This is a genomic window from Arthrobacter sp. RCC_34, from assembly GCF_041360795.1.
Taxonomy (GTDB): Bacteria; Actinomycetota; Actinomycetes; order Actinomycetales; family Micrococcaceae; genus Arthrobacter_E.
Window position 1 is genome coordinate 547,006 of record NZ_JBFUPW010000001.1, and the last position, 13,970, is coordinate 560,975.

Sequence of the window (13,970 nt, forward strand, 5' to 3'; positions counted from 1 at the left end):
AACCTGACTGCTGTTGTCTGGTTACGCTCGCTTGTTGGCGTTCATCTACGGAGAACCCCTCATATGAAAAACACGACTTCGATCAAGAGCAGGTGGCGCTCATGCTCCGTTATCTAGGACGACGCCTCCTGCAGATCATCCCCGTATTCTTCGGCGTGACACTGCTCGTCTACGCCATGGTCTTCGCGGTCCCCGGTGATCCCATCCGTGCCATGTTCGGGGACAAGCAGCCCTCGGACGCCGTCATCAACGCGCTGCGTGCGCAGTACAACCTCGATCAGCCCTTCTTCGTCCAGTACTTCCTGTTCCTGAAGAATCTGCTGTCCTTCAACCTCGGCGTGGACTTCACCGGTCGCCCCATCGCCGACATCCTGGCCCAGGTTTACCCGGTGACCATGCAGCTGGCCATCATGGCCCTCGTGATCGAGGCCGTCTTCGGCATCGTCGCGGGTCTGATCGCCGGTCTGAACAAGGGCAAGTTCTTCGACGCGACGCTGCTGGTCATCTCCCTGCTGCTGATCTCGGTTCCGACTTTCGTCATCGGTTTCGTGCTGCAGCTCGTGGTCGGCTTGCAACTCGGCTGGGCGCGGCCCACCGTGGGGTCGACGGTGGACTTCAATTCGCTCATTCTGCCGGCGATCGTGCTCGCTTCGGTCTCCTTCGCCTACGTCTTGCGTCTGACCAGGACTTCCGTGGCGGAAGGAATGGACGCCGATTACGTCCGGACGGCCACGGCCAAGGGTCTGTCCCGTGGCCGCGTCATCTCCGTGCACGTGCTGCGTAACTCCCTCATCCCCGTCGTGACCTTCCTGGGCGCGGATCTGGGTAACCTCATGGGCGGTGCGATCGTCACCGAGGCCATCTTCAACGTCCCGGGTGTCGGCAACAAGCTGTACCAGTCCATCATCCGTGGTGAGGGCCCGACGATCGTGGCCATCGTGAGCCTGCTCGTGCTGGTCTTCGTCATCTCCAACCTGGTCGTCGACCTGCTGTACGCCTGGCTTGATCCGAGGATTCGCTATGACAAATAAGAACAACGACCGCGTGATCGAGCACTACGTCGCCCCGTTGGACGAGACGCCCCTGGCGGCCGTCGACAGCACGGTGGCGGATGCCGCTCCGAGCAGCCTGTGGAAGGAGGCCTGGGTCAATCTCCGGACCCGGCCGCTCTTCATCGTCTCGGCGATTCTGATCGTCCTGATCGCCGTCGTGTCGATCTTCCCGCAGCTGTTCACCTCCCTGGACCCGAGCCAGAGTGGCTTCTGCAAGCTCGACGTGGCCCTTCAGGGACCTTCCGGCGGACATCCATTCGGCACGGACGGGCAGGGCTGTGACATTTACGCCAAGACCATCTACGGCGCTCGCGCCTCGGTGTCCGTCGGCATCCTGACCACGATCTTCGTGGTCATCATCGGTGGCGTCCTGGGTGCCATCGCCGGCTTCTTCGGTGGCTGGGTGGACTCGGTGCTCGCCCGTTTGGGTGACATCTTCTTCGCTCTGCCCCTGGTGCTCGGCGCCCTGGTGGTGTTCCAGATGCCGCTCTTCCGTGATCACCGCGGAATCCTCTCCGTCGTCGCCGTCCTGTCCCTGCTCGGCTGGCCGAACATCGCCCGCATCACCCGCGGTGCCGTCCTGTCCGTGCGGAACGCCGACTACATCACCGCCTCCACTGCCCTGGGCGTGAGCCGGTGGGGTTCCCTCATCCGCCACGCGCTGCCGAACTCCCTCGCGCCGATCATCGTGGTCGCCACGGTGAGCCTGGGCACGTTCATCGTGGCCGAGGCGACCCTGTCCTTCCTCGGTATCGGTCTCCCGCAGGAGCTGCTGTCCTGGGGCCAGGCCATTTCGGATGCCCGGACTCAGCTGAGGACCAACCCTTCGGTGCTCCTGTACCCGTCGGCAGCTCTCTGCGTCACCGTGCTCAGCTTCATCATGCTCGGCGATGCTCTGCGGGACGCCCTTGACCCCAAAGCGAGGAAGAAGTGACTCCGGAGATCAACATGAACGAGGTGCCGAACACCTCCGGCGGACAGGAAGACCGTCCGCTCCTTGAGATCAAGGATCTGGAGATCGAGTTCACCACCGCCGGCGGCACGGCCAAGGCCGTCCGCAAGGTCAACTTCACCGTGATGCCGGGCGAGACCGTGGCGATCGTGGGCGAGTCCGGTTCGGGCAAGTCGACTTCCGCCCTGGCTGCCATCGGATTGCTGGCCAAGAACGGCCGTGTGTCCGGTGGGCAGATCATCTTCGACGGTGAGGACATCACCCATGTGAGCGAGAAGCGCATGATCGAATTGCGCGGAAACTCCATCGGCATGGTGCCCCAGGACCCGATGTCCAACCTGAACCCGGTCTGGAAGATCGGTTTCCAGGTCAAGGAGACGCTCAAGGCCAATGGCCTGCCGAGCGGACCCAAGGACGTGGCTCAGGCTCTGTCCAACGCCGGGCTCCCCGATGCCGAGCGTCGTGCGAAGCAGTACCCGCACGAGTTCTCGGGCGGTATGCGCCAGCGTGCCCTCATCGCCATCGGTCTGTCCTGCCAGCCGCGCCTTCTGATCGCCGACGAGCCCACCTCGGCTCTCGACGTGACGGTCCAGCGCCAGATCCTGGATCACCTGGAGAACATGACCGAGGAGCTGGGCACCGCCGTCCTGCTCATCACGCACGACCTCGGTCTCGCCGCCGAGCGCGCTCAGAAGGTTGTCGTGATGTACAAGGGCCAGGTCGTGGAGTCCGGACCTGCGCTGGAACTGCTGCGCAACCCGCAGCACCCGTACACCAAGCGCCTGGTGTCCGCGGCGCCGTCGCTCGCGTCCCGCCGTATCCAGGTGGCGAAGGAGGCCGGCCTCGAGTCCGAGGAACTGCTCAGCGGGTCGGAGACGGTCCACGAGAAGGGCAAGCCGGATGCGGTGCTGCAGATCAAGGACCTGACCAAGGTCTTCAAGCTGCGTGAAGGCGCGTTCGGACGTAAGACCGACTTCACTGCGGTGGACAACGTCAGCTTCGAGGTGACCCGTGGGACCACCACGGCCGTGGTCGGTGAGTCCGGTTCGGGTAAGTCGACCGTGGCCCGCATGGTCCTCGGTCTCGAGACGCCCACCTCCGGCAACATCACCTTCGACGGCGTCGACGTCAGCACCCTCAAGGGTTCCGACGCGCTGCGGTTCCGTCGCCGCGTGCAGCCGATCTTCCAGGATCCGTACGGTTCGCTGGACCCGATGTTCAACATCTTCCGCACCATTGAGGAGCCACTCCGGGTCCACAAGGTGGGGGACAAGGTGAGCCGGGAGAAGAAGGTCCGCGAGCTGCTGGACGCCGTGGCGCTTCCGGCGTCCATGATGCGGCGTTACCCGAATGAGCTCTCCGGCGGTCAGCGCCAGCGCGTGGCGATCGCCCGTGCTCTGGCACTGGATCCCGAAGTGATCATCTGCGATGAGGCCGTGTCGGCCCTGGACGTGCTGGTGCAGGATCAGGTGCTGAACCTGCTCGCGAATCTGCAGTCCGATCTGGGTCTGACCTACCTCTTCATCACGCACGACCTCGCGGTGGTCCGTCAGATCGCCGACGACGTCTGCGTCATGGAGCGCGGAAAGCTCGTGGAGACGGGGACCACGGACAGTGTGTTCGAGAACCCGCAGCAGGAATACACGCAGAAGCTGCTGGACGCCATTCCCGGTGCCCGACTGCTGCTGCCGCCTGAGGTCGCCTGACCACTCATGGCCTGAGAAAGGACGGGGTCCCACCGGTTTCGGTGGGACCCCGTCCTTTGCCGTTGTCAGGGCGTGATGTGCTCGGCGGCTCCGGCCGCCGCGGTCAGCGGTTCTCGAGCGCCCGGGACAAGTGCTCCGCGAACACCGGGGTCAGGCGCTGGTGTCCACTCGGCTTCAGGTGCACTCCGTCCGCCATGTCGTTCTTGAGGCCGTAGGTTGACACCCAGCCGCCAACGTCGACGAAGGGGATCTTGAGCTCCTCGGCGGTCGCGGAGAGAAGCGAGTCGACCGCCAGGCGCCGCCCGCCGCCGTCGTTCGCGGAACGGGAGAGCACGCCCACCATCACCAGGCGGGACCCGGGGTAACGGTGATGCAGCAGATATGCGAGCTGTCGGGCGTTCTGCGAGACCTCGGACAGCTGCTTTCCCTGGTTCGCGTCATTGCCGCCACCCTGGAGGACGATCAGTTCCGGGGTGAAGGGCGGGAGCTTCCAGACACCGCGCCGGTACGACTGAAGGTAGTTCGCGGCACGGGGCTTGCTTGCGGCGTAACCGGTCCCGCCGGCGCCCACCCAGGTGACTGTGTAGCCCAGGCTGGCGAGCCCTCGCCGCGGCCAGGTGCCTTCACCCGGTACTCCGGCGGCGCCGCCCGACTGAGAGTCACCGATCAGGAGGGCGGTGCCCTTCCGCACGCCGTCGGGTCCGGGCAGGTCGACGACGGCGGTGCCCCGACCTGCGCCGATCCCGCTTCCGGCCACTTGGGCGGAAGCGGTGTGGGCGGGGGAGAGGGGGGCCTTCTCGCCCACGATGATCGAGCCCGCCACGAGGGCGAGTGTGGCCGCGGAGAGCGCGACGCGGCGGAAGGCGATGTTCACGGGGTTCCTTAAGTGGGGGTGGTCTGCAATCAGTGTGAGGCCCGCGAAGGAGGTTTGACCAGTCGTTGGGCGTATCGAAATGATCACATCCCGCCCGCCTGGTCGAAGGCCGGGAAACGCCTGACGTCGGAGGACGCCGCCCCGAGCGGATCGAGCGCCGGAAGAAGCCTTTGACAGCCCCTTCATCCGCGGGATTCCCGGCTTGTCCGACAGCCCTTGCCCAAACCGGTAGAATTGTCGTGGAAGGGCTGTGGTGTCCTCCCCCTGCTTTGTGCCCCGTCGCTGGACAAGTGATCCGCGGGCACGGAATTCACTGTCTTGTCGTCGTTGAAACGAGTCGAAAACCGCATGTCCGAAAACACTGCCTCGCGTTCTGATCTGCGCAATGTCGCAATCGTCGCCCACGTTGACCATGGCAAGACCACGCTCGTGGACGCCATGCTCCGTCAGACGAACTCCTTCGCCTCCCACGGCGAGGTCGAGGACCGCGTCATGGACTCTGGTGACCTTGAACGTGAAAAGGGCATCACCATCCTGGCCAAGAACACCACGGTGGCTTACAACGGTCCCGCCTCCAACGGCGAGACCATCACCATCAACGTGATCGACACCCCGGGCCACGCCGACTTCGGCGGCGAGGTGGAACGCGGTCTGTCCATGGTCGACGGCGTCGTGCTGCTCGTGGACGCCTCCGAGGGTCCGCTGCCGCAGACCCGCTTCGTGCTCCGCAAGGCTCTGGCCGCTCACAAGCCCGTCATCCTCCTGGTCAACAAGACCGACCGTCCCGACGCCCGCATCGAAGAGGTCGTCCACGAGTCCATGGACCTCCTCCTGGGCCTGGCCTCCGACCTGGCCGACGAGGTTCCGGACCTGGACCTGGACAAGGTCCTCGAAGTCCCCGTCGTGTACGCCGCGGCCAAGGTGGGGCGTGCCTCCACCGAGCAGCCCGCCGACGGCACCGCTCCGGAGAACGAGGACCTGGAGCCGCTCTTCAAGACGATCATCGATCACATCCCCGCGCCGACCTACAACCCGGACGGCGTGCTGCAGGCCCACGTGACCAACCTGGACGCCTCGCCGTTCCTCGGCCGCCTGGCACTGCTCCGCATCTACAACGGCACCCTCCGCAAGGGCCAGCAGGTCGCCTGGGCCCGTCAGGACGGCACTCTCAAGACCGTCAAGATCACCGAACTCCTGGCCACCAAGGCCCTCGAGCGCGTTCCGGCCGAGTCCGCCGGCCCGGGTGAGATCGTCGCCGTCGCCGGTATCGAGGACATCACCATCGGTGAGACCCTGACCGATCTGGAGAACCCGCAGCCGCTGCCGCTCATCAAGGTGGACGACCCCGCGATCTCGATGACCATCGGTATCAACACCTCGCCGCTGGCCGGCAAGGTCAAGGGCGCCAAGGTGACGGCCCGCCAGGTCAAGGACCGCCTGGACAAGGAACTGATCGGTAACGTCTCCCTCCGCGTCCTGCCGACCGAGCGTCCGGACGCCTGGGAGGTCCAGGGCCGTGGTGAGCTCGCGCTGGCCATCCTCGTGGAGCAGATGCGCCGTGAAGGCTTCGAGCTGACCGTGGGCAAGCCGCAGGTGGTCACCAAGACCATCGACGGCAAGGTCCACGAGCCTATGGAGCACATGACCATCGACGTCCCGGAGGAGTTCCTCGGCGCGGTCACCCAGCTCATGGCCGCCCGCAAGGGCCGCATGACCAACATGGCGAACCACGGCACCGGCTGGTGCCGCATGGAATTCATCGTTCCGGCCCGTGGCCTGATCGGGTTCCGCACCAAGTTCCTCACCGACACCCGCGGCGCCGGCATCGCCTCCTCCATCGCCGAGGGTTACGAGCCGTGGGCCGGCCCGATCGAGTACCGCACCAACGGTTCCATGGTGGCCGACCGCGCCGGTGTGGTGACGCCGTTCGCCATGATCAACCTGCAGGAGCGTGGCTCCTTCTTCGTCAAGCCCACCTCCGAGGTGTACGAGGGCATGATCGTCGGCGAGAACTCGCGCGCCGACGACATGGACGTCAACATCACCAAGGAGAAGAAGCTCACCAACATGCGTGCGGCTTCGTCGGACTCCTTCGAGAACCTCACGCCGCCGCGTGAGCTGACCCTCGAGGAATCCCTCGAGTTCGCCCGCGAGGACGAGTGCGTGGAGATCACCCCCGAGGACATCCGCATCCGCAAGGTGATCCTGGACTCCAACGAGCGACTGAAGGCCGCCCGCGCCCGCGCGCGTTCCTGATCACGGTCTGAGCTGAGGCGCCGTGCGCCATGGGAAGTCATCCCCATGGCGCACGGCGCCTTTGTCGTAACCTGCCACGGTCTGTCGGCTCCCGGCCCCGTGGAGGTCCTGGGCGGTGCTGTCAGAGCACCTTCAGGGTGAGCGTGACGCCCTCCGGGGTGCAGAGCCCGGAGGCCCGCAGGAAGTGCTGCGACACGAGGTCCTTGTCCTGCTTGCTGGGGCCGTCGCCCTCACCGGCGGCCTTGCCCTGGTACGCCAGCACCACGACGCTCATGGACTTGTACAGCCCCTGCAGGTCGTAGGGAACGGCGTCAGAGGCCTGATCGAATTCGTCCCAGAGGTCGAGAAGCCCCTTCTTGTCTGTCGGCTGCAGACCGGCGAGCTTCTCATCCAGGGTGTTGAACTTCTCGCAGCCTTCCTTCAGGCTGAGGGCGCCGGTGCTCGCGGAGGGGCTGCCGGCGCCGTCGGACGGCGAGGATTCGTCTCCCGGTGTGGTGGCGGCCTCGCTCGGCCCGCTGGAGGCCGGAGCGGGGAGCGGTATCGTCGGGGCGCAGGCCGCGAGCAGGGGGATGAGCGCGATTGCGGGCCAGATCGGGGTCTTCTTCATGGTGCCTTTTCTGCCGGTCGTGGTCTGGACGGTGCGGTACTGTGAGCCACGCTACCGGGACCGCCCGGCCCGCGCATGTCATGAGATGGGGAGCCCTGCCCATCCGCCCGTCAAGGGGTCCCAGGGTGAACCTGGGACCCGGTGAGGAGAGGAATCGCACATGTCGACCGTTCAGACCGTCGCCTGGAGCATCTGGGGAGCTTTCGTCCTCCTGATGGTGGTCGTCTCCGCGGTCCAAGTGCTCGCCCTACGACGGCGGGAGCGGGGCATGCGCGAGTGGCCACGCGTCCAGGCCGTGGTGGTCGGTCACAAAGTGGGCCCCGGCCTAGGCGACGCCGGTGACAGTCCGGCGCGGTACTTCCCTCTCTACCAGTACCAGGGCCCCGACGGCCGGGTGCTCCAGGGGCGCGCCCTGCGGGGCGGGCCGGCCCCATACCCGCTGGGCAGTGCCCTCGACGTCTGCGTCAATCCGCGGAAGCCCAGCGAGTCCTATGTGATCGAGAAGACGAGCAAGGTCGTGCTCGGCTGCACCCTGGTGTTCGCGGTGGTCTTCCTGATCGGATCGTTCTTCTTCCTCAGGATCCTGCTGGGCTGACGGCTCAGGACGGCGCCCTCGCGATGCTGTCCGGGAGACGAGTCAGAAGCGCGGCGCGCGGCGTGCGGGCGGCGGCGGGACGGGCTTGGCCAGGGTCACGCGGTCCAACGGGATGCTGATCTCGCCGCTCCGCCCGGCGACGACGATGCGCGGACTCGCGACGGCGGCGTCGTCCCGCGCGGTCAGCTCGCCGAGAGCGTCGCTGAGCGCGCCGTCGTCGAGCCGGAAACGCACGACCACCCGGGTGCCCAAGGGGGCGCTGAGCAGCAGGGGAACGCCCCGGAGTGTGGAGAACGACACGCCTCCATCGTAGAGCGACGTCATCCTCTTCGGTGAAGTGACCTCCGGGGTAATACAGTGGAGTCCAACGGAGGAACGCCTGCGGGACACGGGCACCGTTATCGGAAGGAATATGGGAACGTGACGTACGTAATCGCGCAGCCTTGCGTGGACGTGAAGGACAAGGCCTGCATTGAGGAATGCCCGGTCGACTGTATCTACGAAGGCGAGCGTTCCCTCTACATCCACCCGGACGAGTGCGTCGACTGCGGCGCCTGCGAGCCGGTCTGCCCCGTTGAGGCCATCTACTACGAGGATGACGTCCCCGACGAGTGGAGCGAGTACTACAAGGCCAACGTCGAGTTCTTCGTCGACCTCGGTTCCCCCGGTGGCGCCGCCAAGGTCGGCAACACGGGCACGGATCACCCGTTCATCTCAGCTCTTCCGCCGCAGAACCAGGACTGAGTTCCGCGACGATGGCGTTTCCCTCGGAGACCTTCGGCCTGAGCCTTCCTGAATACCCCTGGGAGGCTCTGGCGCCTTACCGTGCCAAGGCCGCGCAGCACCAGGGCGGTGTGGTGGACCTGTCCATCGGCACCCCCGTGGACCCCACTCCGGCCTTCATCCAGGACGCCCTGACGGCAGCCGCCGACGCCCATGGATACCCCACGGTGCACGGCACCCCGGCGCTCCGTGAGGCCGTGGTCGACTGGTTCGCCCGCCGCCGGAACGTGTCCGGGCTGAATCCCGACGCCGTCCTCCCGACCGTCGGGTCCAAGGAGATGGTCGCCTGGCTGCCGTTCTTCCTGGGACTGAAGCCCGGCGACGTGGTGGTGCGCCCGAGCGTCGCCTACCCGACGTATGACATCGGCGCCCAGCTCGTGGGCGCCACCCCGATCGCCGCTGACGACCTGGACGACCTGGACGCCGCCACCCGGGCGAAGGTCCGCTTGGTCTGGCTGAACTCTCCGGGCAACCCCACCGGAGAAGTCCGTTGTGCGGAACGCCTCAAGAAGGTCGTGGACCAGGCCCGCGAGCAGGGCGCCGTGGTCGCCTCCGACGAGTGCTACGCCGAGCTGGGCTGGGATGCCTGGGACGCGCAGCGCGGCGGGGAAGCCGTGCCCAGCGTGCTGGATGAGCGGGTCAGCGGGGGAGACGTGTCCGGTCTGCTCGCCGTGTACTCCCTCAGCAAGCAGTCCAATCTGGCCGGGTACCGAGCGTCCTTCGCCGCCGGTGACCCCGTGCTGATCGCGAACCAGGTCAACGCCCGCAAGCACGCGGGCATGATCGTTCCCGCGCCCGTTCAGGCCGCGCTGCGGATCGCCCTGGGCGACGATGCCCACGTGCAGGCCCAGAAGGACCTGTACCGTGGCCGCCGGGAGCGTCTGCTGCCGGCCCTCCGGCACTTCGGGCTGGACATCCAGCACTCCGAGGCCGGCCTCTATCTGTGGAGCACTGCAGGTGAGGACACGTGGACCACCGTGGACCGCCTGGCCGAGCGCGGCATCGTCTGCGGCCCAGGCGTCTTCTACGGCCGGCGCGGAGAAGGCTTCGTCCGGATCGCCCTCACGGCCACGGATGAGCGGGTCGACGCCGCGGTGGAGCGACTGCTCGCCTGAGGCCCGGCGTCGCACTTCTACTCCGCCGGGGAACGCCGCGCAAGGCTTGCTGGGAAAAAGCTGTCGATTAGGGTAGCGCTTGCCGGTGGTTGTAGTTTGTTACTGGAAACCTGGCGATTCCTCCGGGAAATCCGCCCTGGCTTTGTCGGATACGGCCAACCCGCAGCCGCTGAAGCCACTGGATCACGAGTTCTACCGGGGCGACGCCCCCATGAAGGAGACTCCATGACTGAGCACAAGAGCGCAACGCTCCGCCATGACAACGGCGAGCTGCAACTTCCCCGTATCGCCGCGGTGGAAGGCAACGACGGGTATGACGTCTCCAAGCTCCTGAAGGCCACGGGCGCCGTCACCTACGACCCCGGGTTCATGAACACGGCGGCCACCTCGTCCGCCATCACGTACATCGACGGCGACGCCGGCATCCTGCGGTACCGCGGGTACCCGATCGAGCAGCTGGCGCAGCACTCCAGCTTCCTCGAGGTCTCCTACCTCCTGATCTACGGCGAACTGCCGACCCCGACCGAACTCGAGGAGTTCGATCAGAAGATCCGCCGCCACACGCTGCTGCATGAGGATCTCAAGGGCTTCTTCGGAGGCTTCCCGCGCGACGCGCACCCGATGCCGGTGCTGTCCTCCGCCGTCTCCGCGCTGTCCACCTTCTACCAGGACTCCCTGGACCCGTTCAACCAGGAGCAGGTGGAGCTTTCCACCATCCGCCTCCTGGCCAAGGTCCCGGTCATCGCGGCGTACGCCCACAAGAAGTCCATCGGGCAGCCGATGCTGTACCCGGACAACTCGATGAACCTGGTCGAGAACTTCCTGCGCCTGTCCTTCGGTCTCCCGGTGGAACAGTACGAGATGGACCCCACGATCGTGAAGGCCCTGGACCTGCTGCTCATCCTGCACGCCGACCACGAGCAGAACTGCTCGACCTCCACGGTGCGCCTCGTGGGCTCGGCCAACGCCAACCTCTTCGCCTCCGTCTCGGCCGGCATCAACGCCCTCTTCGGTCCCGCCCACGGCGGAGCCAACGAGGCCGTCCTGAAGATGCTCCGCCAGATCCAGGCCGACGGCATCAAGCCGGAGGACTACATGGAGAAGGTGAAGAACAAGGAGGACGGCGTCCGTCTCATGGGCTTCGGCCACCGCGTGTACAAGAACTACGACCCGCGCGCCAAGATCATCAAGGCGACCGCTCACGAGGTCCTCGGCAAGCTCGGCGGCAACGACGAACTGCTGGACATCGCGATGCGCCTGGAGGAGAAGGCCCTGGCGGATGACTACTTCATCCAGCGCAAGCTCTACCCGAACGTGGACTTCTACACCGGCCTGATCTACAAGGCCATGGGCTTCCCCGAGAAGATGTTCACCGTGCTCTTCGCCATCGGCCGTCTGCCGGGCTGGATCGCCCAGTGGCGCGAGATGATCAACGATCCCGCCACCAAGATCGGCCGCCCGCGCCAGCTCTACACGGGCTACCCGGAGCGCAACTACCCGGCGGTCTGATCTCCATATCAACGACGACGGCGGCCGCTCACCTTTCCGGTGAGCGGCCGCCGTCGTCGTTGAAGCGCTGGAGGCTCCGCCGTCAGGAGGCGTAGCCGTTCGGGTTGTTCTTCTGCCAGCGCCAGTGATCCTCGCACATCTGGTCCAGGGTCTTCGTCGTGGACCAGCCCAGATCCGCCAGTGCGGCGCTGGCGTCCGCGTAGCTTTCGGCGACGTCGCCAGGCCGGCGCGCAGCGAATTCGTACGGCAGGGAGCGACCCACGGCCCGGGAGAAGGCGGTGAGCACTTCCAGCACACTCGCGCCATTTCCGGTGCCCAGGTTCCAGCGGTGCGTGCCGCCGTGCGCGGAGATGTAGTCCAGGGCGGCGACGTGGCCCGCGGCGAGATCCACCACGTGAATGTAGTCGCGGACACCGGTCCCGTCCACCGTGGGGTAGTCGTTGCCGAAGATCATGAGCTTCTCACGCCGGCCCACGGCCACTTGGGCGATGAAGGGCATGAGGTTGTTGGGGATGCCGCTGGGGTCCTCGCCGATGAGGCCGGACTCGTGGGCGCCGACCGGGTTGAAGTACCGGAGCAGGGCGATGGACCAGCGGTCGTCCGAGGCACCGAGGTCCGCGAGGATGTCCTCGATCTGCTCCTTGGTGCGGCCGTACGGGTTGTTGGCGCCCATCTCCATCTTCTCGACGAAGGGCGCGGTGTTGTGGTCCCCGTACACGGTGGCGGAGGAGCTGAAGACGATGCTGCGCACCCCGTGGGCGTCCATGGCTCGGAGCAGATTGATGGTGCCGGCCACGTTCCGGTAGTAGTACTCCAGCGGGATGCTCGCGGACTCGCCCACGGCCTTGAGCCCGGCGAAGTGGATGACGGAGCTGAAGTCATAAGTGCTGAAGAGGCGCTCCAGGCCTTCCGGGTCGGTCAGATCCACCTGGTGGAAGGGCACGGGCTTGCCACTGAGCTGCGCCACCCGGCGCAGGGACTCCTCGCTGGAATTGGACAGATTGTCCATCACCACCACGTCGTGCCCGGCCTCCTGGAGAGCCAGGACTGTGTGCGAACCGATGTAGCCGGAGCCGCCGGTAACCAAAATCGTCATGGCTTCACCGTATCGCAGCAGGCAGAAGAAGCGCAGGTGTGCTACAAACTAAGGGTGCCGAAAGTCGTGAATGCAGCAGCCCGTAGAGCAGACGTCGCCGATGCCGTCTTCCGGATCATCGCCACCGACGGCCTGGCCCGGGTGTCGCTCCGGGAAGTCGCCGCCGAGGCCGATCTCGTGGTCGGATCCGTGCGGCACTACTTCACCGACAGCGCCGAATTGCTGGAACACGCGTTCGCCACGGCCAACGACCGGCTGGAGGAACGGCTGTCCGCCCGCCTGCCCGCCGTGCAGGCGGCCGCGGAAAGCGACGATCAGGACGGGCTCCGCGAAGCCTCGCTGGCGCTGCTCGCGGAGTTCCTGCCCCTGGACGGGAACAGCGCCGCCGAGTGCAGCGCCAGGACTGAGTTCCGCCTGGCCTCCCGCGGCAACGCCGGGCTCCAGGCGGAGGCCGAGCGTGGCTACCGGGCGGCGGCCGCCGTCGTCGGGCAGCTCATCCAGGCCTTCCGGCCGGGGGGACGGCTCGAGGATCTGGTGGTGGAGGCGGAGCGTCTCATGTCGTTGCTGGACGGCCTCTCCCTGCACGCGCTCGTGCACACCCGATGGCTGGACGCCGCCATGTGCCGGAGCGTACTGCTGGCCCATCTGGCGAGCCTGGAGTCTCCCGAGGTTTAAGGCCCCAGCCCATTAACAGGACGCGCCTGCGGATCTACACTGAGAGCCGGGGCCATGAGCCGTTGCAGCGGCATGGCCAGGAGGTCTGCATGAGCGTCGATGAACCCATCGGCCCCGGACGGTCTGGGGCGGACGAGCCTGCTCCATGGAACATCACCGTGGGCACCTCCTTCCCACTGCTCGTCGCCCTGTATCTGCGGGACAGTTCGGGTATGCACGACGCCGGAATCCCGACGCTGGCGCCCATCGAACCGCGCGTCCACGGCAGTGAGCATCACCACCTGATCTCCGAGGTGGGCGGCCGCGATGCCCTCCGCATCGAATGGGAGGCGTGGTGGGAACACCTGCTCAGGACCCATCACAGCCACACGCAGGCTCCCGTGATCCTGGAGACCGCGCAATTCGTGGGTTCCCCGGCGTTGCACCGCATCGCCAGTGCGCATCGCGGCGCGGCCTACAGCTGGGCCGAGGCGCGGGTCCGCGAGCACACGCAGCATCAGGCGCGGCATTCCGGGGTGCTGGAAGCCGAGGTGGAGGCAGTGGTGAAGGCCCGGGAGAAAGCCGTCAGGCGCCGGGCACGGACCTTCAGCCTGAACGTCGTGGTGCTGCCGTTCGCCGAGCCGCGGGCGTGGTACCCGGAGCCGGAGCTCGTGCTGCTCAGCCACCACCTCATGGGGGATCCGCCGCTCCTGCGCAGTTACCTGGAACCGATCGTCGAGCTGCTCGTCTGACGAGTGCGCGGTGCTTACC

General features: G+C 66.4%; 14 protein-coding genes. 10 read left to right on the forward strand and 4 right to left on the reverse strand.

The window, feature by feature from the left end; genetic code table 11:
* Positions 1-101 precede the first annotated feature (101 nt).
* The 3 genes from AB6732_RS02580 to AB6732_RS02590 are packed head-to-tail and all read left to right on the forward strand — an operon-like array spanning position 102 to position 3,710.
* The gene (locus AB6732_RS02580; protein ID WP_370958033.1) at positions 102-1,031 is read left to right on the forward strand and encodes an ABC transporter permease; all 930 of its coding nucleotides are present in this window, start codon (positions 102-104) and stop codon (positions 1,029-1,031) included.
* Positions 1,021-1,986, forward strand: coding sequence for an ABC transporter permease (locus tag AB6732_RS02585; protein ID WP_370958035.1), 966 nt, complete (start codon positions 1,021-1,023; stop codon positions 1,984-1,986). The genes AB6732_RS02580 and AB6732_RS02585 overlap by 11 nt, the downstream gene beginning before the upstream one ends.
* Positions 1,987-2,000: 14 nt before the next feature.
* Positions 2,001-3,710: a dipeptide ABC transporter ATP-binding protein gene (locus AB6732_RS02590; protein WP_370959581.1), complete on the forward strand. Its 1,710-nt coding sequence runs from the start codon at positions 2,001-2,003 to the stop codon at positions 3,708-3,710.
* 103 nt (positions 3,711-3,813) lie between these two features.
* Here AB6732_RS02590 and AB6732_RS02595 read toward each other — a convergent pair whose 3' ends face one another.
* Entirely contained in the window at positions 3,814-4,584 is a 771-nt protein-coding gene (locus AB6732_RS02595; RefSeq protein ID WP_370958037.1) for an SGNH/GDSL hydrolase family protein, read from the reverse strand.
* 348 nt (positions 4,585-4,932) lie between these two features.
* Here AB6732_RS02595 and typA point away from each other — a divergent pair, with 348 nt between their 5' ends.
* Positions 4,933-6,840, forward strand: coding sequence for a translational GTPase TypA (typA, locus tag AB6732_RS02600; RefSeq protein ID WP_066211262.1), 1,908 nt, complete (start codon positions 4,933-4,935; stop codon positions 6,838-6,840).
* 121 nt (positions 6,841-6,961) lie between these two features.
* Here typA and AB6732_RS02605 read toward each other — a convergent pair whose 3' ends face one another.
* Positions 6,962-7,447 carry a hypothetical protein gene (locus AB6732_RS02605; RefSeq protein WP_370958039.1) on the reverse strand — a complete coding sequence of 162 codons (486 nt, stop codon included), beginning with the start codon at positions 7,445-7,447 and terminating at the stop codon, positions 6,962-6,964.
* A gap of 160 nt (positions 7,448-7,607) precedes the next feature.
* Between AB6732_RS02605 and AB6732_RS02610 the strand changes: the two genes are divergently transcribed.
* Positions 7,608-8,042, forward strand: a complete 435-nt coding sequence (locus AB6732_RS02610) for a DUF3592 domain-containing protein (RefSeq protein WP_370958041.1) — start codon at positions 7,608-7,610, stop codon at positions 8,040-8,042.
* Positions 8,043-8,084: 42 nt separating this feature from the next.
* Here AB6732_RS02610 and AB6732_RS02615 read toward each other — a convergent pair whose 3' ends face one another.
* On the reverse strand, positions 8,085-8,342 hold the full coding sequence (locus AB6732_RS02615; protein ID WP_370958043.1) for a hypothetical protein: 258 nt from the start codon (positions 8,340-8,342) through the stop codon (positions 8,085-8,087).
* A gap of 120 nt (positions 8,343-8,462) precedes the next feature.
* On the opposite strand from AB6732_RS02615, the gene fdxA reads away from it, so the two are divergent.
* The 3 genes from fdxA to AB6732_RS02630 all read left to right on the forward strand — a co-directional run bounded on the left by fdxA (position 8,463) and on the right by AB6732_RS02630 (position 11,449).
* Positions 8,463-8,786: a ferredoxin gene (fdxA, locus tag AB6732_RS02620; protein ID WP_066211251.1), complete on the forward strand. Its 324-nt coding sequence runs from the start codon at positions 8,463-8,465 to the stop codon at positions 8,784-8,786.
* An 11-nt stretch (positions 8,787-8,797) separates the two neighbouring features.
* Positions 8,798-9,940: a succinyldiaminopimelate transaminase gene (gene dapC / locus AB6732_RS02625; RefSeq protein ID WP_370958045.1), complete on the forward strand. Its 1,143-nt coding sequence runs from the start codon at positions 8,798-8,800 to the stop codon at positions 9,938-9,940.
* Positions 9,941-10,165: 225 nt separating this feature from the next.
* Positions 10,166-11,449, forward strand: a complete 1,284-nt coding sequence (locus AB6732_RS02630) for a citrate synthase (RefSeq protein WP_370958047.1) — start codon at positions 10,166-10,168, stop codon at positions 11,447-11,449.
* Between the two features lie 82 nt (positions 11,450-11,531).
* On the opposite strand, the gene galE is transcribed toward AB6732_RS02630, so the two are convergent.
* Positions 11,532-12,545 carry a UDP-glucose 4-epimerase GalE gene (gene galE / locus AB6732_RS02635; RefSeq protein ID WP_370958049.1) on the reverse strand — a complete coding sequence of 338 codons (1,014 nt, stop codon included), beginning with the start codon at positions 12,543-12,545 and terminating at the stop codon, positions 11,532-11,534.
* A 66-nt stretch (positions 12,546-12,611) separates the two neighbouring features.
* Here galE and AB6732_RS02640 point away from each other — a divergent pair, with 66 nt between their 5' ends.
* Positions 12,612-13,220, forward strand: coding sequence for a TetR/AcrR family transcriptional regulator (locus AB6732_RS02640; RefSeq protein WP_370958051.1), 609 nt, complete (start codon positions 12,612-12,614; stop codon positions 13,218-13,220).
* Positions 13,221-13,309: 89 nt separating this feature from the next.
* On the forward strand, positions 13,310-13,951 hold the full coding sequence (locus tag AB6732_RS02645) for a hypothetical protein (protein ID WP_370958053.1): 642 nt from the start codon (positions 13,310-13,312) through the stop codon (positions 13,949-13,951).
* The last annotated feature ends 19 nt before the right edge of the window (positions 13,952-13,970 follow it).

Excerpts from the sequence above, each read along its gene's own strand:
- AB6732_RS02645 (WP_370958053.1), top strand. The coding sequence starts at position 13,310 with ATGAGCGTCGATGAACCCATCGGCCCCGGACGGTCTGGGGCGGACGAG.
- AB6732_RS02585 (WP_370958035.1), top strand. The coding sequence starts at position 1,021 with ATGACAAATAAGAACAACGACCGCGTGATCGAGCACTACGTCGCCCCG.
- AB6732_RS02605 (WP_370958039.1), bottom strand. The coding sequence starts at position 7,447 with ATGAAGAAGACCCCGATCTGGCCCGCAATCGCGCTCATCCCCCTGCTC.
- galE (WP_370958049.1), bottom strand. The coding sequence starts at position 12,545 with ATGACGATTTTGGTTACCGGCGGCTCCGGCTACATCGGTTCGCACACA.
- AB6732_RS02580 (WP_370958033.1), top strand. The coding sequence starts at position 102 with ATGCTCCGTTATCTAGGACGACGCCTCCTGCAGATCATCCCCGTATTC.
- dapC (WP_370958045.1), top strand. The coding sequence starts at position 8,798 with ATGGCGTTTCCCTCGGAGACCTTCGGCCTGAGCCTTCCTGAATACCCC.
- AB6732_RS02590 (WP_370959581.1), top strand. The coding sequence starts at position 2,001 with ATGAACGAGGTGCCGAACACCTCCGGCGGACAGGAAGACCGTCCGCTC.
- AB6732_RS02630 (WP_370958047.1), top strand. The coding sequence starts at position 10,166 with ATGACTGAGCACAAGAGCGCAACGCTCCGCCATGACAACGGCGAGCTG.
- AB6732_RS02610 (WP_370958041.1), top strand. The coding sequence starts at position 7,608 with ATGTCGACCGTTCAGACCGTCGCCTGGAGCATCTGGGGAGCTTTCGTC.
- typA (WP_066211262.1), top strand. The coding sequence starts at position 4,933 with ATGTCCGAAAACACTGCCTCGCGTTCTGATCTGCGCAATGTCGCAATC.